Origin of the sequence: Kosmotoga sp. DU53 (assembly GCF_001639905.1) — a bacterium.
Classification (GTDB): Bacteria; Thermotogota; Thermotogae; order Petrotogales; family Kosmotogaceae; genus Kosmotoga; species Kosmotoga olearia.
This window is the reverse complement of sequence record NZ_JGCK01000064.1, coordinates 1-22747: the sequence shown is the minus strand read 5'-3', so window position 1 is coordinate 22747 and position 22747 is coordinate 1. Positions and strand designations below refer to the sequence as shown.

The window sequence follows — 22747 nt, the reverse complement described above, 5'->3', positions numbered from 1 at the left end:
GTTAGAATTTACATCGTTGGAGGGTGCGTAGCTCAGTGGGAGAGCGCTTCCTTGACGAGGAAGAGGTCGTAGGTTCAATCCCTGCCGCACCCACCAAATAAAAAATGGGGAGACAAACTGTCTCCCCGTTTTTTATCTTCGAAATCACTTCGATTCTTTTATCTTCTGCATAACTTTGAGGATAATTGCTGCAATCTGTTTCCCCGTTCTGTTCGCAACCTCTATAACCTCTTCCGCTGTAAGAGGTTTCAAATCGTCAGGAACGGCTCTATCTGTGATGGCAGAAATCCCCAGGACACGCATTCCCGCGTGTTTAGCTACTATAACCTCCGGAACTGTGGACATTCCAACAGCATCAGCTCCAAAGCGTCTCAACATCCTGAGCTCTGCCGGGGTTTCGAAACTCGGCCCGGAAACACCAACGTAAACACCCTGATATACTCCGATACCAAGCTCCTTAGCACTAAGAACGGCTAATTCGCTGAGTTTTCTGTCATAGGGTTCACTCATATCCGGGAATCTTGGCCCCCATTTTTCAATATTGGGGCCAATCAGCGGGTTATTCCCCATGAAGTTTATATGATCCTTATTATCATCGGATGACCTACTTCAAAATCGGGATCGAGTCCACCAGCAGCATTGGTAACCACTAAAATCTGGACGCCAAGTTCCTGCATGACACGTATCGGAAAAGTCACGGTACGCATATCATAACCCTCATAATAATGGAACCTTCCGTTCATAAGGATAACCGGTTGATCACTGATTTTACCAAAAATCAGTTCTCCTTTATGCCCGGGAGCTGTTGATTCTGGAAAGTCAGGTATCTCAGAATAAGGCACTGCAATGGGATCTTCGAGACTTTTGGATATATCACCCAAACCGGACCCAAGGATAATACCTATCTTTGGATTCTCAGGAAATCTCTCTTCGAGATAATGAGCTGAATTTTTTACCTTTTGAACATATTCCTGAATTTCTTTTTTGAGATCAAAAATAGACATTCTGTTTCCCTCCTCACTAATTCAACTTGTTAACTTCAATTAGATTATAACAAATCAGGAAAACTATGTCTGGACATGTTATAATCACAACCGAAATAGTCTATTTTGGTAACGAAAGGAGAATCGAATATATGCGTTTTTCACAGTTGTATGCCCCTACACTAAAAGAAGCACCTTCCGATGCCGATCTTGTAAGTATCAAACTTTTAATCCGGGGAGGATTTGTAAGGAAAAATGCAGCTGGAGTCTATACATATCTGCCGCTCGGACTCAGGGTATTAAAAAAAGTGGAGCAAATCGTCCGTGAAGAAATGGCAGCTATCGGTTGCCAGGAGATTCTCATGCCCATCATTCAGCCTGCGGAGCTGTGGTTCGAATCCGGAAGATGGGACGATTATGGTCCAGAAATGATGAAATTCAAGGATCGTCATGAACGTGATTTTACTCTCGGTCCAACACATGAAGAGTTACTGACAAGCATAGTAAGGAATGAATTAAGATCTTATAGACAGTTTCCTCTTTCTCTATTTCAAATAGCCAACAAATATAGGGATGAAATAAGGCCACGCTTTGGTTTGATAAGGGCACGAGAATTTCTCATGAAAGATGCATACAGTTTTCACACAGACTGGGAGTCTTTAGATAAAGCCTATAAAGATTTCTATAAAGCATATGGCAGAATCATGGAAAGAATAGGTCTTAAATATCTCGTCGTTGAAGCGGATACTGGCGCAATAGGCGGAGATGAATCACATGAATTCAACGCCCTAGCAGACACAGGCGAGTCAACGTTGCTTTACTGTGATTGTGGCTATGCGGCAAGTGACGAAAAGGCTGAATACATGATGCTCAGCGACGAAGATCCTGATGTTCAGGAAGAAAAGGCACTTGAACTGGTTGAAACACCCGGCGTCAGAACCGTACAGGAAGTTGCGGATTTCCTGAAAGTAACACCGGAGCAGATTGTAAAGTCCCTGCTGTACAGGGGCAAAGAAGGGTTCGTAATGGCTCTTATAAGAGGCGATCAGGAACTGAACGAATCCAAGCTTAAGGCACATTTGAAGGACCAGACCCTGACAATGGCAACTCTGGAAGAAGTTCTTGAAAACTTCGGCGTCCCGATAGGATTCATAGGGCCTGTGGGTATGAACGACAAGGTCAAAATCGTAGCCGATTTCACAGTAAAACCATTGAGAAATTTCGTTGTTGGTGGAATGAAGGAAGGCTATCACTATAAGGGCGTCTGTTTAGGTAGAGATTTTTCTGTTGATGAATGGTTCGATCTCAAACTAGCCGTTGAAGGCGATCCCTGTCCAAAGTGCGGAAAACCAATGAAGATGACCAAAGGTATAGAGCTAGGGCATATCTTCAAGCTCGGGACCAAATACTCCGAAAAGATGAACGGATATTTCACAGATGAAAATGGCGAAAATCATCCTTATATAATGGGATGTTATGGTTGGGGAATTTCAAGAACCATGAGTGCTGTTGTTGAACAGATGCATGACGAGCACGGTATGATATGGCCCCTTTCCATTGCACCCTTCCATATCATCATTACCATGGTGAATCCATCTCAGGAACAGATTTCTAAGGTTGGAGAGGAATTGTACGAACTTCTGAAGGAGAAATACGAGGTTCTCCTGGACGACCGGCAGGCTTCCCCTGGTGTTAAGTTCAAAGATGCAGACCTCATAGGAATACCTTTGAGGATCACCGTGGGTAAAAAACTCACAAAAGGGCTCATAGAACTGAAACTCCGGACCGAAAAACAACTCGTGGAAGTCTCTATCTCCGAAGGTTATGATTCAGTCCTTGAAACCGTGGAAAAACTGCTGAAAAAATACGATCCTGCAAAGGTGGCGGAGGTAGATTAACATGGGATTCCTTTCTAAGATAAAAGAAGGCCTGAAAAAAACCCGTGATAGCGTATTCAGCAAAGTCAAGAACATTCTAAGTCTCGAAAAACTTGATGCGGAAACCCTTGAGGAACTCGAAGAACTTTTAATTCTTTCAGACATGGGTGTTGAAACCGTTGAAGAGGTAATAGAGCGTTTAAAAGAAAAGGTCAAAGAAGTGAAAGATCCAAATACAGCTTTAAAAAAAGTTCTCATAGACATCCTGAAAGACGATGAGGAAGAAAAAAAGGAAACACCCAAACCATACGTCCTGCTGATCGTGGGAGTTAACGGTACGGGAAAAACAACCACAATCGGAAAGCTTTCAAGGATTTTCAAAGAACAGGGAAAACGTGTTGTTTTGGCGGCGGCAGATACCTTCAGGGCAGCGGCCGTTGAACAGTTAAAGGTCTGGAGCGAACGAGTGGGAGCTGATTTCATTTCACAGGGCCAGGGAGCAGACGCAGCTGCCGTGGCTTATGATGCCGTTATGCACGCAAAAAGCAAGGGAAAGGACATTGTCATAATCGATACCGCCGGAAGGTTGCATACCCGACATAACCTCATGGAAGAGTTAAAGAAGGTTCATCGAACGATTGGAAGAGTCCTACCAGGTGCCCCTCACGATGTTTGGCTGGTTATAGATGCGACAACGGGGCAAAATGGGCTGGTGCAGGCGAAAAAGTTCGCTGAAACAGTTAACATCACGGGTATTGTTCTAACGAAACTCGATGGTACAGCCAAGGGCGGTATTGTTTTTGCAATAAAAAAAGAGCTTAAAACACCCGTTAAATACATCGGTGTTGGCGAAGGTGTCGATGATTTAAAACCCTTCGATCCGGAAGAATTCGTCGATGCCCTTCTGGCAACAGAAGAAGCCATGGATACGGAGGTGTAATCCATGGGATTCACCGTTAAAAGCAGCTACGCTCTCAGAGCGCTTTACGAGCTTGCACTTGCCGCTGAAAGCGGCAATCCAAAGCTATCGCTGGCAAAAATAGCGGAACGCGACATGATCCCGAGAGATTTTCTGGAAAAGATTTTCGCAGAGCTCAGGGATGCAGGATTCGTTAAAGCAACAAGGGGACGCTATGGTGGTTATGTACTCGCCAAACCGGCCAACGAAATCTACCTGAGGGATGTAATACTCAAACTCGATAAACCAATGAATTCATACGTCTGCGTAAGAGAAAATACAGAATGTGATATAGATCCGAATTGTACTGTAAAATATGTCTGGTTCCGGCTTTATAATTCCATGATGCGTGAGCTTGGAAAAATGACGCTGGCTGATCTAATCGAAATAGGAGAAAAACTAAAAAAGAACAAACGGGTAGAATTGCAACTCGAAGAGAAACCAGAAACGGGGGAGTCAAGGTGAAAGCAATTTATCCCGGATCCTTTGATCCAATAACCTACGGTCATATGGATATCTTAAAACGCGCTTCAAAGATCTTCGATGAGGTTGTTGTTCTGGTAATGAAGAACATCAACAAAAGATACTTTTTTACTTTTTCCGAAAGGTTGTCGATGGTTGAAAAAGCGGTTGAAGGAATTCAAAACGCTCGAGCAGATTCTTACGAAGGGTTATTGGTAGATTACGCTAGAAAGACCGGTATCAAGATAGTAGTTAGAGGTCTTCGCGCTATCTCTGATTTTGAAATGGAGATTCAGGTGGCACACATCAATAAGGCCATGTACGCCGACCTGGAAACGGTTTTTCTCATGACGGATCCTAAATACTCTTTCTTATCTTCTTCTATTGTTAGAGAGGCTGCAAGTTTCGGTGGAGATGTTTCTTTATGGGTTCCTCCATACGTTGAGGAAGCCCTGAAAAGAAAATTTTCAGGTTCAACTTAACGACTTTGAAATATTATTTTCTCAAGTTAAGATATAATCCATAAGGAGATGTTAGAAAGGAGGAGACACAGAATGGCAAAAATTACCGCTGACATGGTAAAAAAGCTGAGAGCCATGACCGGAGCCGGTATGCTTGACTGCAAGAAGGCTCTTATGGAAAATGACGGTGATTTCGAGAAAGCAAAGGAATACCTGAGAAAGAAAGGTGCTATGAAAGCTGACAAAGTAGCAGGAAGAGCTACCGGTGAAGGAATAATCTACTCTTACATCCACCACAACAGTAGAATCGGTGTCATGCTCGAGCTCAACTGTAATACCGACTTCGTTGCGAGAACCAATGAGTTCAAGGAACTCGCCCACAAGATCTCTCTGCAGATCGCATCAATGGCTCCACGTTGGATTTCAAGAGAAGATGTACCAGCCGATGTCATTGAAAAGGAAAAGGAAATCTATCGTGAACAAATGAAGAATTCCGGAAAACCCGAACACATAATCGACAAAATTATTGAAAACAAGCTCGAATCCTTCTACCAGGAAAATTGTCTCATGGAGCAGGAATACGTGTTTGAAAAAGGTAAAACAATCAAAGACCTGATTGTTGAAACCATCGCCAAAACTGGTGAAAATATAAAGGTTAGCAGATTTGTTAGATGGGAAGTTGGGGAAAGCGATTAATAATGAAAGATAAAGAGGTGGGCATTGCTCACCTCTTTTTTTGGAGGGTGCTATGTACAGGAGAGTATTGTTAAAACTCAGTGGTGAAGCCCTTAGTGGCGAGGGCAATAAAGGATTCAGCGAAGAAAGGTTACAATATCTCGTTAACGAACTTCGCGGCGTAAAGGAACGTGGAATCGAGATTGCAATCGTCATAGGTGCAGGCAACCTCTTCCGAGGCAAAGAGCTAACACATATTTCTCCCACCGTATCCGACGAGATCGGGATGTTGGGAACCCTGATTAACACACTCTATTTGAAGGATTATCTCTCTTCAAAGGGATTGAAAGCGGTGGCAATTTCATCGATTGTCTCGTTCCCATCTTTCGAGCCTTACAAATACAGCAGAGTAGAACAACTTCTGAGGGAAGGAAACATCGTTATTCTCGGTGGAGGAACGACAATTCCCTACTTCACCACCGATACCGCAGCCGCTATCAGAGCAATTGAACTTCATACTGACATCATAATAAAAGCCACCAAGGTTGACGGTGTATACGAACTCGATCCAAAGAAACATCCTGACACGAAAAAAATCGACAGAATCACTTTCACCGAAGCAATTGAACGGGATTTAAAGATAATGGATATAGAAGCTTTTTCCATTTGCAAAAAACATAAAATACCTATCATCGTTATCGATTTCTTTACCAGCGGAAATCTGCTGCGTGCTATAATTGGCGAGAAAGTTGGTACTCTGGTAATTCCCGACTGAATACAGGAGGTGTTAATATGTACGCCCAGATAGTTGATGTAATCGCAAGAGAGGTTCTCGATTCACGCGGAACACCAACAGTAGAAGTTGAAGTCTGGCTGGACGATGGAGCCTATGGAAGGGCAATCGTTCCATCAGGAGCCTCTACTGGAAAGTTTGAGGCTCTCGAATTGAGAGATGGAGATAAAAAGAGATTTCTCGGTAAAGGTGTTTTGAAAGCTGTAGACAACGTGAACGAGGTTATCGCACCTGAAATCATTGGAATGAACGCTTTCGCCCAAACAGAGATCGACAGGATTCTCCTGGAACTCGATGGTACGGAATCAAAGGAAAAACTCGGTGCCAACGCGATCCTTGGCGTATCCATGGCGGTAGCTAGAGCAGCAGCAGAAAGCCTCGGCCTTCCATTGTATCAATACCTTGGCGGAGTCAACGCCAAACAGCTTCCGGTCCCTTTCATGAACATCATTAATGGTGGTAAACACGCAGACAATAATCTCGATATCCAGGAATTCATGATTGTCCCGGCAGGCTTCAAAACCTTCAAAGACGCTCTGAGAGCAGGTGTGGAGACATTCCAACACCTGAAAAAATTGCTGAAAGCTGACGGACACGTCACTGCCGTTGGTGACGAAGGTGGTTTCGCTCCGAATTTCTCCAACAATGAAGAAGCCATTCAGTACATTATAAAAGCTATTGAGAACGCTGGCTACAAAGCGGGAGAAGAGATTTTTGTTGCTCTTGATTGTGCAGCAAGTTCATTCTACGATGAAGAGAAAAACATATACTACATCGATGGCAAGGAAATGACTTCGGAAGATCTTATAAACTACTATGAAGACCTCGTTTCCAGATATCCGATAATCAGCATTGAAGACCCATTCTTCGAGGAAGACTGGGAAGCCTTCACAAAGTTCAACGAAAGAGTCGGCAAAAAAGTCCAGATCGTTGGAGACGACCTGTACGTTACCAACTTGAAAAGACTTAAGAAGGGTGTGGAAAATAACTCTTCCAACTCTATCCTGATAAAGCTCAACCAGATCGGTTCAGTTACCGAGACTCTGGATACCATAGAGTACGCTCAGAAACACGGAATGACTTGTGTTATTTCCCACAGATCCGGTGAAACAGAAGACACGTTCATCGCTCATCTTGCAGTAGCGGCAAATACCGGCATGATAAAGACAGGTTCAGCCTCAAGAAGCGAAAGAATTGCCAAGTACAACGAGCTTCTTAGAATCGAGGAAGAGCTGGGAGAAGACGCCAAGTTCCTGGGTCTGGATTCTTTCTACAACATAAAGTAAATTCGATTTATCAAGGGTAAAAACATGCCACGGGAATTGTTCCCGTGGTATGTTTTATTGTACCTTACCTGTTTCAGAATATTCACTCAAAATTTCCAGAAGAATGGCTACGAACGTTTTCACCAATTTCGGGTCGAATTGTTTCCCGGCATTCTTTTGCAGTTCTCTTATAGCTTCTTCCCTTGTCAACCCTTTTCTGTAAGCTCTGTCGCTTCTCATTGCATCATAAGCATCTGCCACAGCCAATATTCGCGATATCAGCGGTATCTCTTCGCCTTTCAACCCCTGAGGATACCCTGTCCCATCCCATCGTTCGTGGTGATACAGAACATATTTTGCCAATTTCTCCATCCTTTCAGAGGAGACAAGTACTTTATAACCCCAGAAGGGATGTTTTTTGACCAGCGCCAATTCTTCGTCCGTAAGTTTTGCGGGTTTGTCCAAAATTTCTTTCGGTATCAAAAGCTTTCCTATGTCATGAACTAATCCAGCCCAATAAGCATCTTTTATATCTTTGCTGGGTAACCCAAGTATCTCCGCGGTTAGCGCTGCAAGTTCTGCTACCCTTTCAGAATGCCCCCTCGTACTGGCATCGTGCAAATCGAGTATTCTTACAACCGAAAAAACGAGTTCTTTCTGGAATTTCCCCTGCATGATAATATATTGTCTTATGGTCTGGAAAGCTTTAGCGAGTTCAGCAAGAGCGGTAAAGATTTGTAGATCTTCCTCGGTAAACCTTTTTTTGCTTCCTTTTGCAATTTCCAGAGAGAATCCGCCAATGAGTTTACCATTTACGGTCAACCTAACGACCATGCTTTCCTCAAAAGCTCTCGTCGCTTCTTCAATCGCTCTTGCAATTTTTGCAGGCATTTTAGAATAATTTCTATGAAGCAGATCGTTGATTATGGTTGGTCCATCTGATAAATCAACGAAGTATTCCTCTTTTAAATCGATGGCTTTGAGTTTCTCAATATCGTGTCCTATTGCATGAACGTACTTCCATTTACCGTCTTCAATTACAGATATGCTACCGTAATCCGCAGTTGGAATAAGCTTCATTGCCATTTCCAGCAACTCTTTCAAAAAAACTTCGTCATTCTTCAAAGCCGCATCGGTTAATCGTGATGACAGCGAGAGTACGTGCGATAATCTGGTTGTCATCTCCGTGGAATGGTCGTACAAAAAATCTATATCTCTGTTTTTCAACTTCAATTCTGTTTTCATCTTCTCCAGAGCATTCTGAATTCTAAAGAGTTTTTTTCAAAATAACTGTATATCATTTTCAAGACTACCATATGAAAAAAGACAAGTGCCAAAATTCCCGCTAACCAGTAATACTTTTTCAATTCTCTATTGAATGGTACTACACCGTTCCACTTTTCTATTATTTCCCTTCTCTCACCAAGTGTTATCTGCTTCAAGCCTTTATTAACCGTTTCGAGTAGCTCTTTTTTTCCCTTTTTTACGGCAGCATACAAATTTTGCAAAAAGGAAGGTGAGGTCTTCTTGAATTCATCTTCTATACCGTACTTTATCAAATAATAACTTGCTGAAATATCGTTCATTATGAATATCTTCACCTTTCCTTCCACAACGGCTTTTATTACCTCTTCGCAGGAATCATAATATTGGATATTTATGTTTTCTTTGGGCAAATCATTTGAAAAAGGCTCACTTCTAACAACAGCTACTGTAAAACCAGAAAGATCCCTTGGAGAACCTATCCCTGATAACATTTTATGATAGTAGATGTTAACCGTTTCCTTCAAATAGGGTTGTGAAAAGTCGAAGTACTTTTCATTTTCCTCAGAACGAAGAAGACCATCTGTGATATCAGCTGTCCCTAATTTCACCATACGTTCTGCTTGCTCATCATCCATAATTATGTATTCAACTTCTATCCCCATTTTTTCAGACCAAAGCTTCCACATATCTACGCTAATTCCTTGGGGTTCTCCTGATTTATCATAAAAAGAATACGGTGGATTCTCAACACCAACCACCAAAACTCTCTCAGTTACTGCTCCCAAAGCAACTAAACTGAAAAAGCTTGAGAACAACAGCAGGCTAAAAAAATTCATGCAATCACATCCTGTATATGTAATCTACCAAAAAAACAGGCACTTTTTGGGCGCTTTACTTCAACTAAAACACTACTTGTTCATCGTAAACCTCTTCAACAATTGATTCCGTTTCTTCTTCAAGTTCTTTAACAAGTGACGTACTGTTACTACTATCCTTTGCTTTTGGTGCCATGAAATCTCTCCCTTCACAATTCAAACCTGAATTCTGAAACTCCATCCACAACTTCCCCATCGGGTGGATCGTAATCCACGATACACGGCGTTGTGAAAATAACTCCATCCACAACCTCTCCATCAGGCGGGTCGTAATCACTGACAGAAATATTCACACCGGTTGTTGAACCCATTAGAAACCAGAGAAACACTACCAAAACTATTACGAGTTCCGAAATCAACCCTTTCTTCACCATAACCATCCCCTCCTCAAACAGAGGGTACAATGGTTATTCTGATATTCAAGATTCAGGGTTTCTGTATTGTTCGTTTTTAGCGAGAGACATTGATATACTTTTCTTTGAAAATAGGAAAATATTATAATGTGATAGATAACACCTCACTGTTGTCAAGATTTAGTTCAGGAGCAAAATTCATGAATCGAAGATTTTTGACGGTTACAAAAATTCTTTTTTCCTTTGGCGGATTCGGCAGGCCATTTTTCACCTACGTGGTTGAAAAGGAACTTTCCACCCCGTCCAACGATGAGGACAGGGTATGGAGAAGTTTTTTTGTTGCCTTGAAACTTGAAGGAGAGAGAAAATACGAAGAAGCATTGGCGATGATCAACAAAGCATTAAAAAAATGTTTGGTTCCTTCCTTGCGATACGCCTTACTGACTCGAAAATTGTCCCTTCTTCTAAAATCAGGAAGATACAAGGAAGGAAGACCGATCTATATATCGTTACGGAAAAACCTCCATAAAATCACCCCTGAGATACGTTACACGCTGACGATAAATGCTTTGCTTTTATACTGTTCAAAAGTTGAAGGACCTTATACTAGTTGTCTTGGAAAATTAAAGCTCAACAATATGGAAGAAAATGCTTTGAGTTTTACTCTGCTCAATGTGGGAAGAGAACTTGTGAAGAAAGGAAAAACTCGCGAAGGTATCAAGAAATTTATTGAGAGTTTCAAAATGGCTGAGAAATCCAAACATCCCGCTGGAATGATTCTCGCTCTTAATGCCATTGCATGGTATTCCAGGGAAGAACACCCTGTACTTGGACTTAAAGTTGCAGAAAAAGCCGCCTATCTTGCTGGATACTTTACGGATAGACCGTGGAATTTTTACGTCCTACACACCCTTTTTACTCTGCTTAGCAAAACAAGAAAAAGATGTCTTGTTCCGCTGTCCCGAACAATTGTTGGTCTTATAACACGACTGCCGGAATGGGAAAAAGAAAGATCGAAACTGGTAATTGAAAAGGCCCGAAAGATTTATTCTCTGTTCTCTTCCACCGGTAATTCAAAATACGAAGTATCACATGAATTAAGGGAATATCTGGATAAATACATTAGAAATATCTCAAAAGTTTCCAGATTGACCGGGATCGATCGGAAAAATATTTCAAGGATAATTCACGGAAAAACGAGAACAATAAAAGGAGAAACTCTTAGAAAGATTATTGCCGGGCTGAATCTTCATGTTGATCCCATGTCAGCTCCCGGGCCGATAGTTAGCGAATGGGTGAAAATAAGAATAGACGAACAAAGCAGAATCTATCTTTCAAAACTCTATAACTTAAACCCATTAGAAAGAAAAAAAGAAGTGTTTACCGCTTACAGTTGCTTTGCTGGAAGAAGAGATTTATTTCGGAATTTAACAAGAAAAGGTTCCATAGATAGATTGTTTACACTACTGGATGATCCAGAAAATCTGGAAAAGGAGTTGGACTCAAAATTCATCTGGTCGTACTTCCTTTACGCTTGCAATACCCTTTCAGATTACGAGAAAGCAAGAAAAGCCTTGGCGATGTTATTCATTAATCATTTTCCACCAAAAAAGACAAAAAAATTCCTCAACAGTTATTTTTCCACAGACGAAACCACAAGAGAACTCGTAGATGAATTTATCAGGAATTATATCAGATACAACCGGAAGTGGGGTATAAGACTGGAAAATCAGAGCTATTCTGAATTGGCAAAAAGGCTCGGTCTCAAGGCCCAGTCAATGGTTATCGCAATGTATTGCTTTGACAAAAGATCCCGGAGAAAGGTAGTAGAAAACTTCCTTGAAAATCTAACCACTAAAATCGACACTTAAAGAAAAATCGGGGAATTCTACCCCACCAATCCATAAAGAAGCCTGAGTTCATCAAGAAGAAGAATAGCGGTATACCCACCGATAGCTATAAACGGGCCAAAAGGAATCTGCTTCGTTCCTTCAAATTTTTCACCTTTCACCCCAATAATCACCAGATACGTCAGAAGAGCAGCTATCGAAGAAAAAAGAACCGTATATAAGGACCCAAGTAAACCACTTGCCAGGGAAAGTGCACCTATAAGTTCAACATCACCAAAACCAAAGGAATCTTTCTTCACGGCGTTGGCAATCAAGAAAAACGCGACCATTGCCCCAGTCACAAGGGCAGCATGAATCAAAATTTCTGGAAATCTCCCCTGATAATAGGAAAAGAGAACCGCACCAATCCCGATAAGGATTATTCCCGTATCGGGTATCAAGTAATGTTCCAGATCGATAAAGCTCGAAATAATCAATCCCGCCGCAACCAGATCAAGGGCCAGCGCCTGCGGAACAGGAAATATAAGCGCGTTGATTGTAAAAGAAACCGCTGTAATAGCTTCTACTACTGGATATCTTATCGGTATTCTGGTTCCGCAATACCTGCACCTTCCTCTAAGAACAATATAACTCAATAATGGTATATTGTCCTTCCACACCAGCTCATGGCCGCACGAAGGACAAAAACTCCGTGCAGGTCTATTTATGGTGTATTCTTTCCTCGGCAATCGATAAATTACCACATTAAAAAAGCTTCCAAAAACCAGACCAAAGATGAAGGAAACTACAGCCATCAAAGGATTCCACAAGCCTTTCTCTCATCGTTTGTCAGGAATTCATCAAAAAGCTCCTTCTTACCGTAATAGTACCACATCTCGTTGTTTTTGAATTCTTTCAACAATCTGCAAGCCTTTTGTGTGTCTCCGGTTTTCGCATAGGGAATAACCAGCAGGAGTTTGAGATGCTGCATGTCAGGAGACGTCTCAACAAACTTTTCAATAATCTCTTTTACTCTATCATAATTACCGTGCTCAAACTGCACCCGGGCCCAAATCTCTATATCATTTGTATGGGTAGGTATCGCATTCAATATCTCCATTTTGAGTTTCTTCGCCTCTTCTTCCTCGCCGATTTCTCTGTAAAGTTCTATCAATTGATACCTTGCCAGCAGATTGTTTGGATCGTTGCTAATAAGCGTCTTTAAAACATTTATTGCCTTATCATTCTGGCCTGAAAGCGAATATGCGTCCGCAAGCATAAAATAGGTAACCACTCTGCCAGGAACAAGAATCAGCTCCTTCTCCCAGTATTGAGCTGCTTCTTCATACTTCCCCATATTGAAGTAAGCCTGGCCAAGGGCAGAATAGGCAGAAACAAGGGCGGGATTCTTCTCTATTGCTTCTTCTAGCCATTTTATTCCCTCATCAATCTTTCCTTCTTCGATGTAAAGCGTTCCTTTCATCTCAGCCATAGCTGCCTGATCGAGTCCTGCATCGTATAGCATTTGCAGAAAAGCCTGTGCCTCGCCATATTCGCTTTTATCCGCAAGTGCCATTACCTTGTCGCGAAATCCACTAAAGGTCCCGTTCTTAAAAGTTGAAAGATCCAGTTTCGCCTCTTCTAGATACAGCTTGAATTCCTGATATTCGATGGGAGCATAAACCGTGGGCTCAAGAACGGGAAATTCCTCACTCAATTCCTCTATAACCTTCAAACGAGCCTCAAGGGTTGTCCCTTTCAAATCTTCCTTTGCAACCTTTAGATCACCATCGTAAACGAGATCCAATATCGCTATTGCGAAAGGAGTCAATTCATCTATGTCAAAACTCTTTCCTTTATGGGTAATTCTGATTACTTCCATATCACATCGCCTCCATTCATTTCCTCAAATAAACTATACCATACAGAAAACGTATCTCAATGATTAAAAAGACAAGGTCAACAATTGATTTAACCGAATTAGGACGTAATACTCTGCAAAAAATCAGTTTTTTTACTCCGAACTAAGAACGCCGTTTTTTCTTCCTTTTCTTTGCTTTGTTTTTAGAATTATTCCTTTTGTTATTTTTATTGTTTTCCTTTTCAACAATAACGAAATCAACCTCCATGGTTGTTTTATCAGCGTGAACCGCTCTTACTTTCACTCCATCTCCTATCCTGAAAACCCGTTTTTTGTGCTTTCCCACGAGAATATTCTGTGTTTCGTTGTACTCATAGTAATCATCAAGGGTTGAAACATGCACTAGACCGGAAAGCATTTTTTCAGGTATTTCCACAAACAAACCGAACTTCGTTACTCCTGTTATCACAGAATCAAAGATTTCACCGATATGATAGCTAATGTATTCAACTTTCTTCATGTCGAGGAGATCCCATTCGGCTTCGTTGGCGATCCGTTCCCTCTTTGAACAGTGCTGAGCAATTCTTGGCAGTTCTTTCTCATAACGGTCTATTTCCTCGGGGCTGAAATGTCCCTTTTCAATTATTTTTTTTAGCAACCTGTGAACTATCAGATCAGGGTAACGCCTTATCGGCGATGTAAAGTGTGTATAAGCCTGGGACGCAAGGCCAAAATGTCCTATATTTCTCTCGGAATAAACCGCACGTTTCATAGAGCGAACGAGTATTCGCTCAATCGAACTGTGAAGAGGATGATCTTTCGTTTTTTCAAGGATTTCTTGAAGTACTTTTGGATGAATATTCTTGGGTATTCTCAGCTTCATTCCAATAGCCTCAAGATAATGTTTTAGTTGAATAATAGACTCCGGATCGGGTTTCTCGTGAATCCTGTAAACAAAGGGAATATCCTGAGTGTTGAAGATCTCGGCGATGGTTTCATTTGCTTTAATCATAAACTCTTCAATCATTATTTCGGATTCTCCACGTTCCTGAGGAAGAATATCCACGACGCGCCCTTTTTCATCAAACAGTATTTTCACCTCTCGCGAAGATATGTCCATCACCGAACCGCGTTTCTTACGCCAATCCCTCAATATCCTCGCCAGCTCTCTCGCCACAAGCAATTCTTTTTTTACGGGTTCGAGATGTTTCAGGAGATCCGGATCATTATCTCCATTAAGAAATCTGTTTACTTCGGTGTATGTAAGTCGTCTTACGGAGCGTATAACCCCTTCATGAACTTTGAAATCTACCACTTTCCCTCCGGGATCGATCTCCATCTCCAGAGAAAGGGTAAGCCTGTCCTCACCTTCTACCAGAGAACAAATGCCATTCGAGAGCTCAAAAGGCAACATGGGAATAACCGTATCAAGAAGATAAACCGAGGTACCCCTTTCGTAAGCTTCTCTATCAAGCGCACTTCCTTCCCTAACATAATGAGAAACATCTGCGATGTGCACCCCGAGAAGATAATTCCCGTTCTTCAATTTTTTTATGCTTATCGCGTCATCATAATCCTTTGCATCCTCACCATCAATCGTAAAAATTCTATCTTTTCTGTAGTCCTTCCTTTTCGATTATCTCCTTTTTGGTAGGAGGCTTCGCTACCTTAACCGCCTCTTTTAAAACCTCTTCCGGAAAATATCCGGGTTCAGGGAGATTGTGCTTGAAAATAACCGTTGGTAGATCAACGGCTGGATCCATGGCGTTACCCAGTACCTTGTCGACAACACCTTCCGGATTTCTCCCGGGCGAAGGGTACCGGGTTATCTTCAAAAGCACCTTCTCATCCGGTTTGGCACCGTTGAACCCTTCCGGTGGAACATAGAAATCGTATTTTATCCTCGGATCATCAGGTATCACGAAAGCGAACAATCCTCTGGTTACAAAGGTTCCGACTATCCTGGTTCGACCTCTTTTCAAAACCTTTACAACACAACCCTTCGGAAGATCTCTATACGTTCCTGTTATTTCCACCAGCACACGATCACCATCGAGGGCGAACCCCGTATCGTCTGAGGCAATGTATACCTCTTCCCCATCGTCTCTGGAAACAAAAGCCCCGAATCTTCTTCTGGTAAACTGTATATCTCCAATCACCATATTTTCGCCAGGAATCACATACCTTCCACGAGAATCCCTGATTATCCTTCCTTCCTCTATTAATTCCTTCAAAAGCTTTCTTAGATTCTTTTTATCATCTTTATCTTTAACCTCAAGAATCTTAGCGATAGCTTTAAAGGTCGACGGCACGTATTTCCCGGAAGTTAACAACTCTAAAATTTTCTTTTTACTGATCTTCATACAAGCGTTCCTCCTCTCGGAGAGAGATAGATGTTCATGGTATAATTATACACGAAATGTTCTTTTTGAATCTCACTTCTAGAGCGCAGGAGGTAATGAAAATGAAGGTCGGAATTCTTACAGGTGGTGGAGACTGTCCGGGGCTAAACGCGGTTATTCGTGGAATCGTTAAATCAGCTCCCAAAGACATAGAAATTATCGGGATAATGCACGGTTGGAAAGGGCTGATTACTGGCGAGGTCACAAAACTTACTGACGATGACGTCGAAGGGATTCACATCATAGGTGGAACGATACTCGGTACCTCAAGAACAAACCCTTTTAAAAGCGAGGAAAACAAGAATAAAATGCTTGAAAACATAGAGAAACTCGGGCTTGATGCCCTCATCGCTATTGGTGGAGACGATACTCTGTCTGTCGCAGCAAAGTTATCCTCTCTGGGTTACAAGGTTATAGGTGTTCCAAAAACCATAGATAACGACGTTTCCAACACCGATTACACATTTGGCTATCATACAGCGGTGAACGTTGGTGCTGATGCCATAGACAGACTTCATTCAACAGCAAAATCCCACGGGAGAGTTCTCTTCGTTGAGCTCATGGGCAGAGAAGCAGGCTGGATAACATTAGAAGCAGGACTTGCAGCTGGTGCTCATTTGATACTAATCCCCGAATACCCGATGACTCTTGAAGAGATCGTCAGGTACGTGAATGAAAGGATGGATAAAAAGAGCTACATGATCATAGCGGTTGCGGAAGGATTTAAACCCACTGACCTTGAAAATGTCATCGGTGATAAGAATGAAGTCGATGCCTTTGGCCATATACGTCTTGGAGGAATCGCCCATTACCTTGCTGAAATAATAAAGGAGAAAACCGGATATGATACCCGCTCTGTTGTTCTTGGACATCTGTTAAGGGGCGGAACACCCACGGCTTTTGACAGGATACTTGGAACCCGTTACGGTGTTCATGCAATGAAACTCGTTCTCGAAAAGGATTTTGGTAGAATGGTAGCTCTGCGTGGAAATGCAATCGTTTCAATTCCTCTGGAATATGGGATAGCCACCAAAAAATTCGTTCCCTTCGAATACTACAAACTCGCGCAGATATTCTTTGGATGAAGGGGTGAGTACCGCGAGATCGATATATGTTGAATGGGCCTGGCATGTAATCGAATCTTACATACTCAGGAATGAATATCCAGGCATTTCTGGGAATTTGCCTGAAGAACTCACCCAAAGGCGAGCAGCTTGTTTTGTCACCCTTCACAAAGCAAATGGGGATTTGCGAGGCTGTATAGGTACGATTTTACCAACAAAGCGAAACCTCGCCGAAGAGATAAGAGATAATGCCATTGCCGCCGCTACAAAAGACCCGCGGTTCCCACCAGTTCAGCCTGAAGAGCTGAACAATCTGGTGATATCCGTTGATATACTCAGCGAACCCGAGGAGTGCAAACCCGAAGATCTTGACCCCAAAAAATACGGTGTCATTGTTGAAGCTGGATGGCGGCGAGGCGTATTATTGCCAGATTTACCGGGAATTGTCACTGTTCAGGAACAATTAAGGATTGCCCTGTTGAAAGCTGGAATTTCACCCAACGAACCTTATAAAATCTTCAGGTTTTCAGCTACTCGCTACTATTAACCTGAACAAGAGGTGATCTCATGAAACCGGCTATTTATTTCGATGAGCTGGAAGGGGATGTTTTACAGTGTCATCTATGCCCCAATAGATGTATTATAAGACCCGGAGAAACCGGGATCTGCAAAGCACGAAAGAATGTCAAAGGTATGCTTTATTCTCTGAACTACGGTGAACTTACATCGATCGGAACTGATCCCATAGAAAAGAAGCCCCTGTACCATTTTTATCCAGGGACGATGATATTTTCCGTCGGATCATGGGGTTGCAATCTAAGTTGCGATTTCTGCCAGAACTGGGAAATATCGAAGGGACGCCCCAGAATCGTTCAAAGGGTGATTCCACACCAATTGATAGAAATAGCCAGATCCGAGGGAACTCCTGGTTTAGCTTTTACCTACAATGAACCCACTGTGTCCTTTGAATTCGTTCTGGATACCTCGCGAGCAGCAGCAAAAGAGGGAATTTATAGCGTTCTTATAACCAACGGCTACATCGAGCAGGAACCTCTGAAATTACTCGTCCAGTCTATAAGTGCTATGAATATTGACCTTAAAGGCTGGAATGACGAATTCTATGCAAAAGAACTGGGGGCTTCGAAAAAACATGTACTTGACACCATAGAATTTGTGTTATCTGCCGGTGTTCATGTGGAGATTACCACCCTTATTATCCCGGGAAAAAACGACAGCCTGGACGAAATGCGTGAAGAAGCAAAATGGTTGGCTTCGCTCTCCAGAGACATCCCGTTGCATATAACCAGATATTTCCCCAACTACAAATACACAATTCCACCCACTGATGTTAAAACATTGAACGAACTCCACAACGTGGCTAAAGAGCATCTTACTACGTTTATATAGGGAACGTTCCATCAGAAGATCTCAACACTACTTATTGTCCTGATTGCGGTACATCTCTGATAAAACGCAGAGGCTTCGACGTTGAAATAGCAAACCTTACCGAGGAAAGTAGGTGCTCCAATTGCGGAAAAGAGATTCCCGTGATTCTTTGATAGGAAGAACGATCCTTTATTCAATACTCATGGTCGCTGCTATTGCGACCCTTATTTTTGTTTACCTGAAGAACCGACCTGAGGAATACTACACGAGAACTGAATATCTACTGGGCACTTATGTCACCATAAAGGTGGCATCGGAGAAGATTTCCCCCGTGATTCTTGCCGATGCAGCTTTCAGAGAAATAACCCGAATCGATAAAAAGTTTGGATCAGATAGAGGAATAGTGAAGAGTATGGCGGAAGCCGGTGAGAATGGAATGGAAGTGGATGAAGAGACTGCCTTTTTACTCAGCGCAGTAATCAATATAGCCGAAAAAACCGGTGGAGCTTTTGATCCCACGATTTACCCGATAACCAAACTCTGGGGATTCGATAGTTCGTCAAGCAAAAAGCGAGTCCCTTCCGAAAAAGAAATCGAGAAAACTCTCGAGCGTGTAGGATACAAAAACATCGTTGTCGATGTATCCTCAAGCAAGGTATGGATCCTCAACGGAGCGGAACTCGACCTTTCGGGTATAGCAAAAGGGTACGCAGTTGATCTTGCTATTGCCAGAATTAAGTCTATGGATGAAACCGCCACCGGGTTCATCGATGCCGGCGGTGATATAGGCATAATCGGACCAAAATACGGAAAAAGGCCGTGGGTAATTGGAATCAGGAATCCCAGAAGCGATAGGGCTGACGACGTGATTGAGTATGTTTATATGTATGATGGAGCAATTGCCACATCGGGCGATTACGAACGATATTTCATTGAAGACGGAATCAGATATCATCATATCTTCAATCCTACCACGGGAAGACCCGCTAGATCCGGTGTGATAAGCGCAACGGTAATAAGCAAAAGCGCTCTGGAAGCTGATGCCTTTGCCACGGCGGCTTTTGTTATAGGAACCTCACCCGGGATAACCTTTTTCCCCAGATATGGCGCTCTTGTCATGCTTGTTATGGAAGATCTGAGTACGTACAAATCACCGGGATTTGAGGTGTATCAGAAAAAATGAAATACAGGCTATTTAGGCCTTTAGATTTGCTGGTGATAATTTTTCTCGTGGTTACCATATTCGCTTTTTCAGGAAAATCTCCTGGCCTGGCTCAAAATATTGCTGAGATTTACCACGATGGAATGCTTTACAGGACTTTAGATCTCACAAAAGAGGCAACCTACAATGTCCTTGACCACATGGTCGTAGAAGTTAGTGAAGGATCGGTGCGAGTGATTGAATCAGATTGTCCCGAGAAACTGTGCGTTAAAAGCGGCTGGATTTCGCATCCTGATATTCCCATCGTCTGTCTCCCAAACAAAATTACCATCATTATTCCTTCTAACGGTAAAAAGGGCGACACAGAAATGGATGCGATAACAAGATGAATGCAAGAAAAATTGCTTCTTTCTCACTTTTAATAGCCCTGGGATCCGCTATATACGTTGTTGAAAGCTTTATACCTTTTTTATTGCCAATCCCGGGCGGCCGTTGGGGGTTCTCAAACGTGATAATCCTGCTCGCCATACCCGGTGGAACGTTGAAAGAGCTCCTGTTTCTGGCTGCCTTAAAAAGTGTCATCGGTAACACTTTGATGGGAAAACTGGCAACCCCGGGATTCTTCATGGGGTTCCTGGGAATCGAAATAGGAACTTTTTTCATGTGGCTGATGGGTAAGTCAGGCAAGTTCGGACTGATTGGGATCAGCATGACAGGAGCTATTATAAACAATTCCGTTCAGCTGGCGATTGCCGCATGGTTCATTGTTAAAAGCATTGCCATTATGTACCTTTATCCGTATTTTGTTATCATCGGAACTATTTCAGCAATAGCAAACGCTATATTGGCGTATACAGTATTGAAAAGGATCGGTGATTTGTTATGAAGTCAAAGAAAGTAGTTCTCGCATCCACATCACCACGTCGGAGAGAATTGATGAAATATCTTGGGGTGCATTTTGTCTGCGTCAGCCCCAAAGATGTTGATGAAACCATCGACGCCTGTGACCTGGAAAACGAACTGATGAGGCTAGCTGTAAAGAAGTGCAAAAGCATTTCTGACATCTACCCCGACTCTGTTACAATTGGAGCGGACACTGTAGTGGTCCTCGACAACGAGATACTCGGAAAGCCAATTAACAGAACCGAGGCGAAAGCTTTCTTGAAAAGGCTTTCAGGCAAAACCCACATTGTGTACACTGGGGTAGCATTGCTTTTTCCTGATAATGAAGAAATAACTTTTGTTGAAAAAACCTTTGTAACGTTCAGGGATCTCCCTGATGACGCCATAGATTACTACGTCGCCACCGGAATCCCCCTGGACAAGGCAGGCGCTTACGGTATACAGGACTACGGTGCGTTGTTCGTCAAAGAAATAAGAGGTGATTTCTACAATGTGATGGGGTTACCCATTGGCCGCATATGGGAGATCCTGAGGAATAGGGGGTACTACGATTGAAATCGTCAAATAATCATATGCCTCGAGAACGTTTACTCGCTGTTGGTGCGCCCAACTTGAGCGAGACCGAGTTGATTGCCATTCTTTTGAGAACCGGAACAAAAGGCATGGATGTTATGGCATTAAGTTCCGAATTGTTGAAAAAGTACGGCTCACTCTCCGGATTGCTGAGCGCGAGTTATGAAGAACTTGCAAAATTTAAGGGAATAGGAGAGGCAAAGGCCGTAACCTTAAAAGCCGCTCTCGAAATCGGCCATAGGGTTTTCAAAGAACTTACCGAAACCTCAAAAACAAAGATAGCGGATCCAGAGAGTGTGTATTACCTATGCCACGACATGACCACACTCACCCAGGAAATGGTAAGGGTTATATCTTTAAACAATAAACTCATGTTTTCAGGAATGAACACCATAACTATCGGCACCCTCGACAGCTCCCTCCTGCATCCAAGGGAAGTATTCAAGCCGGCTATATCAAAATCAGCCGCTGCAATCATTCTCGTTCACAATCATCCATCGGGTGACCCAAACCCAAGCAAAGAAGATGAAGCCATCACAAAAAGATTAAAAGAAGCTGGAGAAACACTTGGCATTAAGCTTTTAGATCACGTTATAATAGGAAAGGGAAGGTATTACAGTTTCGCCTCAAAAAAAGAAACAAATGTCTCGGAGGTGCGAGATGATTTCCAGAGAATTCGCGATGGAGCTTGTAAAGAAAGAGATCAAACACGTGAATCTTATCAAGCATATGCTGGCTACGGAAGCGGTGATGAAAGCATTGGCTAAACATTTCGGTAAAGATGAAGAACTCTGGGGACTCGCAGGGCTTCTTCATGATCTGGACTATGAAGAAACAAAAAACAATCCAGAAAAGCATGGGTTAAAAACCGTTGAAATGCTCGAAGCCTACGATGTTCCTCAGGAAGTAAAAGATGCGATACTTGCCCACTGTGGTAAAAAAGAAAGGAAAACCTTATTGGAAAAATCAATCTATGCTGCTGACCCCGTAACGGGATTTATCGTTGCAGCCGTTCTTATTCGTCGAGGAAGCACGCTTTCCGACTTAGACGTTCAGTTCTTAAAAAACAGGTTCAAGGAAAAATCCTTTGCAAAGGGTGCAAGCAGGGAACAGATGCGAAGCTGTAAAGATCTTGGACTATCTCTCGATGAATTTTTAGAAATATCGCTCAAAGCGATGCAGGGAATTTCAAAAGAATTGGGTTTGTGAGGTGAAAAAAATGGATAAATTCATGCTTGAAAAAACAATTAAAGAGGTCATAGAAAGGGTGAACCAAAGCTATGAACCGATCAATCGCAAGCTCTCTGGAGAGCTTAATTTGGCTCGTTATATCGATCATACCCTGTTGAAACCTGATGCCTACCCCCGAAATGATTAAAACCCTTTGTATGGAAGCCAGAGAGAACAACTTCTTCAGTGTTTGTGTCAACAGTTGTCATCTTCCGTTAGTCACCAAGCTTCTTGAAGGCACTGATGTGGCGCGTGCTGTTGTCATCGGATTCCCTCTTGGCGCTGTTCCGACCGATGTAAAGGTCTATGAAACGGAGTGGAGCCTGAATCACTGGTGCCGATTGAATTTGACATGGTTATAAATATCGG

Annotated in this window: 23 protein-coding genes, 1 tRNA gene and 4 pseudogenes; 20 read left to right on the top strand and 8 right to left on the bottom strand. The window is 42.5% G+C overall.

Annotated elements, in window-relative coordinates; translation table 11 throughout:
• The first annotated feature begins 21 nt into the window (after positions 1 to 21).
• Positions 22 to 96 (top strand) — tRNA-Val (locus tag DU53_RS08945).
• Positions 97 to 144: 48 nt separating this feature from the next.
• Here the strand turns inward: DU53_RS08945 and DU53_RS08940 are convergent.
• Positions 145 to 1004, bottom strand: a pseudogene (locus tag DU53_RS08940) (purine-nucleoside phosphorylase).
• Positions 1005 to 1135: 131 nt separating this feature from the next.
• Between DU53_RS08940 and DU53_RS08935 the strand changes: the two are divergent.
• The 7 genes from DU53_RS08935 to eno all read left to right on the top strand — a co-directional run bounded on the left by DU53_RS08935 (position 1136) and on the right by eno (position 7495).
• Positions 1136 to 2881, top strand: a complete 1746-nt coding sequence (locus DU53_RS08935) for a proline--tRNA ligase (RefSeq protein ID WP_015869041.1) — start codon at positions 1136 to 1138, stop codon at positions 2879 to 2881.
• A gap of 1 nt (position 2882) precedes the next feature.
• Positions 2883 to 3800, top strand: coding sequence for a signal recognition particle-docking protein FtsY (ftsY, locus tag DU53_RS08930; RefSeq protein WP_063728455.1), 918 nt, complete (start codon positions 2883 to 2885; stop codon positions 3798 to 3800).
• A 3-nt stretch (positions 3801 to 3803) separates the two neighbouring features.
• Positions 3804 to 4283 carry an Rrf2 family transcriptional regulator gene (locus DU53_RS08925; RefSeq protein ID WP_063728453.1) on the top strand — a complete coding sequence of 160 codons (480 nt, stop codon included), beginning with the start codon at positions 3804 to 3806 and terminating at the stop codon, positions 4281 to 4283.
• On the top strand, positions 4280 to 4762 hold the full coding sequence (gene coaD, locus DU53_RS08920) for a pantetheine-phosphate adenylyltransferase (RefSeq protein WP_063728451.1): 483 nt from the start codon (positions 4280 to 4282) through the stop codon (positions 4760 to 4762). The genes DU53_RS08925 and coaD overlap by 4 nt, the downstream gene beginning before the upstream one ends.
• Positions 4763 to 4834: 72 nt before the next feature.
• The gene (gene tsf / locus DU53_RS08915; protein ID WP_015869037.1) at positions 4835 to 5437 is read left to right on the top strand and encodes a translation elongation factor Ts; all 603 of its coding nucleotides are present in this window, start codon (positions 4835 to 4837) and stop codon (positions 5435 to 5437) included.
• Between the two features lie 52 nt (positions 5438 to 5489).
• Positions 5490 to 6191: a UMP kinase gene (gene pyrH, locus DU53_RS08910; protein WP_063728449.1), complete on the top strand. Its 702-nt coding sequence runs from the start codon at positions 5490 to 5492 to the stop codon at positions 6189 to 6191.
• Positions 6192 to 6208: 17 nt separating this feature from the next.
• Complete coding sequence (eno, locus tag DU53_RS08905) at positions 6209 to 7495, top strand: phosphopyruvate hydratase (protein ID WP_015869035.1); 1287 nt, start codon at positions 6209 to 6211, stop codon at positions 7493 to 7495.
• 54 nt (positions 7496 to 7549) lie between these two features.
• Here the strand turns inward: eno and DU53_RS12545 are convergent, their stop codons facing one another.
• The 4 genes from DU53_RS12545 to DU53_RS08890 all read right to left on the bottom strand — a co-directional run bounded on the left by DU53_RS12545 (position 7550) and on the right by DU53_RS08890 (position 9989).
• On the bottom strand, positions 7550 to 8719 hold the full coding sequence (locus DU53_RS12545; protein ID WP_201030046.1) for an HD-GYP domain-containing protein: 1170 nt from the start codon (positions 8717 to 8719) through the stop codon (positions 7550 to 7552).
• The gene (locus tag DU53_RS08895; RefSeq protein WP_041288725.1) at positions 8716 to 9576 is read right to left on the bottom strand and encodes a transporter substrate-binding domain-containing protein; all 861 of its coding nucleotides are present in this window, start codon (positions 9574 to 9576) and stop codon (positions 8716 to 8718) included. Before DU53_RS08895 ends, DU53_RS12545 begins: the two co-directional genes overlap by 4 nt.
• A gap of 64 nt (positions 9577 to 9640) precedes the next feature.
• Complete coding sequence (locus tag DU53_RS13225) at positions 9641 to 9775, bottom strand: hypothetical protein (protein WP_255358904.1); 135 nt, start codon at positions 9773 to 9775, stop codon at positions 9641 to 9643.
• Complete coding sequence (locus DU53_RS08890; protein WP_015869033.1) at positions 9765 to 9989, bottom strand: hypothetical protein; 225 nt, start codon at positions 9987 to 9989, stop codon at positions 9765 to 9767. Before DU53_RS08890 ends, DU53_RS13225 begins: the two co-directional genes overlap by 11 nt.
• 104 nt (positions 9990 to 10093) lie before the next feature.
• Between DU53_RS08890 and DU53_RS08885 the strand changes: the two genes are divergently transcribed.
• Positions 10094 to 11839: a helix-turn-helix transcriptional regulator gene (locus DU53_RS08885; protein WP_148208026.1), complete on the top strand. Its 1746-nt coding sequence runs from the start codon at positions 10094 to 10096 to the stop codon at positions 11837 to 11839.
• A gap of 17 nt (positions 11840 to 11856) precedes the next feature.
• On the opposite strand, the gene DU53_RS08880 is transcribed toward DU53_RS08885, so the two are convergent.
• From DU53_RS08880 to rnr, 3 genes and pseudogenes are all read right to left on the bottom strand, one after another.
• Entirely contained in the window at positions 11857 to 12612 is a 756-nt protein-coding gene (locus DU53_RS08880) for an A24 family peptidase (protein WP_015869031.1), read from the bottom strand.
• Positions 12612 to 13679, bottom strand: a complete 1068-nt coding sequence (locus DU53_RS08875; RefSeq protein WP_015869030.1) for a tetratricopeptide repeat protein — start codon at positions 13677 to 13679, stop codon at positions 12612 to 12614. Before DU53_RS08875 ends, DU53_RS08880 begins: the two co-directional genes overlap by 1 nt.
• A gap of 142 nt (positions 13680 to 13821) precedes the next feature.
• Positions 13822 to 16021: pseudogene (gene rnr / locus DU53_RS08870) on the bottom strand (ribonuclease R).
• A 101-nt stretch (positions 16022 to 16122) separates the two neighbouring features.
• On the opposite strand from rnr, the gene DU53_RS08865 reads away from it, so the two are divergent.
• The 11 genes and pseudogenes from DU53_RS08865 to DU53_RS12180 all read left to right on the top strand — a co-directional run bounded on the left by DU53_RS08865 (position 16123) and on the right by DU53_RS12180 (position 22740).
• On the top strand, positions 16123 to 17145 hold the full coding sequence (locus DU53_RS08865) for a 6-phosphofructokinase (RefSeq protein WP_015869028.1): 1023 nt from the start codon (positions 16123 to 16125) through the stop codon (positions 17143 to 17145).
• 4 nt (positions 17146 to 17149) lie between these two features.
• Entirely contained in the window at positions 17150 to 17671 is a 522-nt protein-coding gene (amrA, locus tag DU53_RS08860) for an AmmeMemoRadiSam system protein A (RefSeq protein ID WP_015869027.1), read from the top strand.
• 20 nt (positions 17672 to 17691) lie between these two features.
• A pseudogene (amrS, locus tag DU53_RS08855) lies at positions 17692 to 18683 on the top strand (AmmeMemoRadiSam system radical SAM enzyme).
• A complete protein-coding gene (locus DU53_RS08850) occupies positions 18653 to 19693 on the top strand; it encodes an FAD:protein FMN transferase (protein WP_015869025.1) in 1041 nt (346 codons plus the stop codon). Before amrS ends, DU53_RS08850 begins: the two are co-directional and overlap by 31 nt.
• The gene (locus tag DU53_RS08845; RefSeq protein ID WP_015869024.1) at positions 19690 to 20061 is read left to right on the top strand and encodes a NusG domain II-containing protein; all 372 of its coding nucleotides are present in this window, start codon (positions 19690 to 19692) and stop codon (positions 20059 to 20061) included. The genes DU53_RS08850 and DU53_RS08845 overlap by 4 nt, the downstream gene beginning before the upstream one ends.
• Positions 20058 to 20558 (top strand): Gx transporter family protein, encoded by a 501-nt coding sequence (locus tag DU53_RS08840; RefSeq protein WP_015869023.1) that lies wholly within the window; start codon positions 20058 to 20060, stop codon positions 20556 to 20558. Before DU53_RS08845 ends, DU53_RS08840 begins: the two co-directional genes overlap by 4 nt.
• Positions 20555 to 21130, top strand: a complete 576-nt coding sequence (locus tag DU53_RS08835; protein ID WP_041288724.1) for a nucleoside triphosphate pyrophosphatase — start codon at positions 20555 to 20557, stop codon at positions 21128 to 21130. Before DU53_RS08840 ends, DU53_RS08835 begins: the two co-directional genes overlap by 4 nt.
• A gap of 17 nt (positions 21131 to 21147) precedes the next feature.
• A pseudogene (gene radC / locus DU53_RS08830) lies at positions 21148 to 21786 on the top strand (DNA repair protein RadC); the annotation flags it as partial.
• Positions 21787 to 21808: 22 nt separating this feature from the next.
• Positions 21809 to 22357 (top strand): HDIG domain-containing metalloprotein, encoded by a 549-nt coding sequence (locus tag DU53_RS08825; RefSeq protein ID WP_015869021.1) that lies wholly within the window; start codon positions 21809 to 21811, stop codon positions 22355 to 22357.
• Between the two features lie 10 nt (positions 22358 to 22367).
• Positions 22368 to 22526, top strand: coding sequence for a hypothetical protein (locus DU53_RS12330; RefSeq protein WP_161484781.1), 159 nt, complete (start codon positions 22368 to 22370; stop codon positions 22524 to 22526).
• Positions 22519 to 22740 (top strand): hypothetical protein, encoded by a 222-nt coding sequence (locus DU53_RS12180; protein WP_153020848.1) that lies wholly within the window; start codon positions 22519 to 22521, stop codon positions 22738 to 22740. The genes DU53_RS12330 and DU53_RS12180 overlap by 8 nt, the downstream gene beginning before the upstream one ends.
• Positions 22741 to 22747 lie beyond the last annotated feature (7 nt).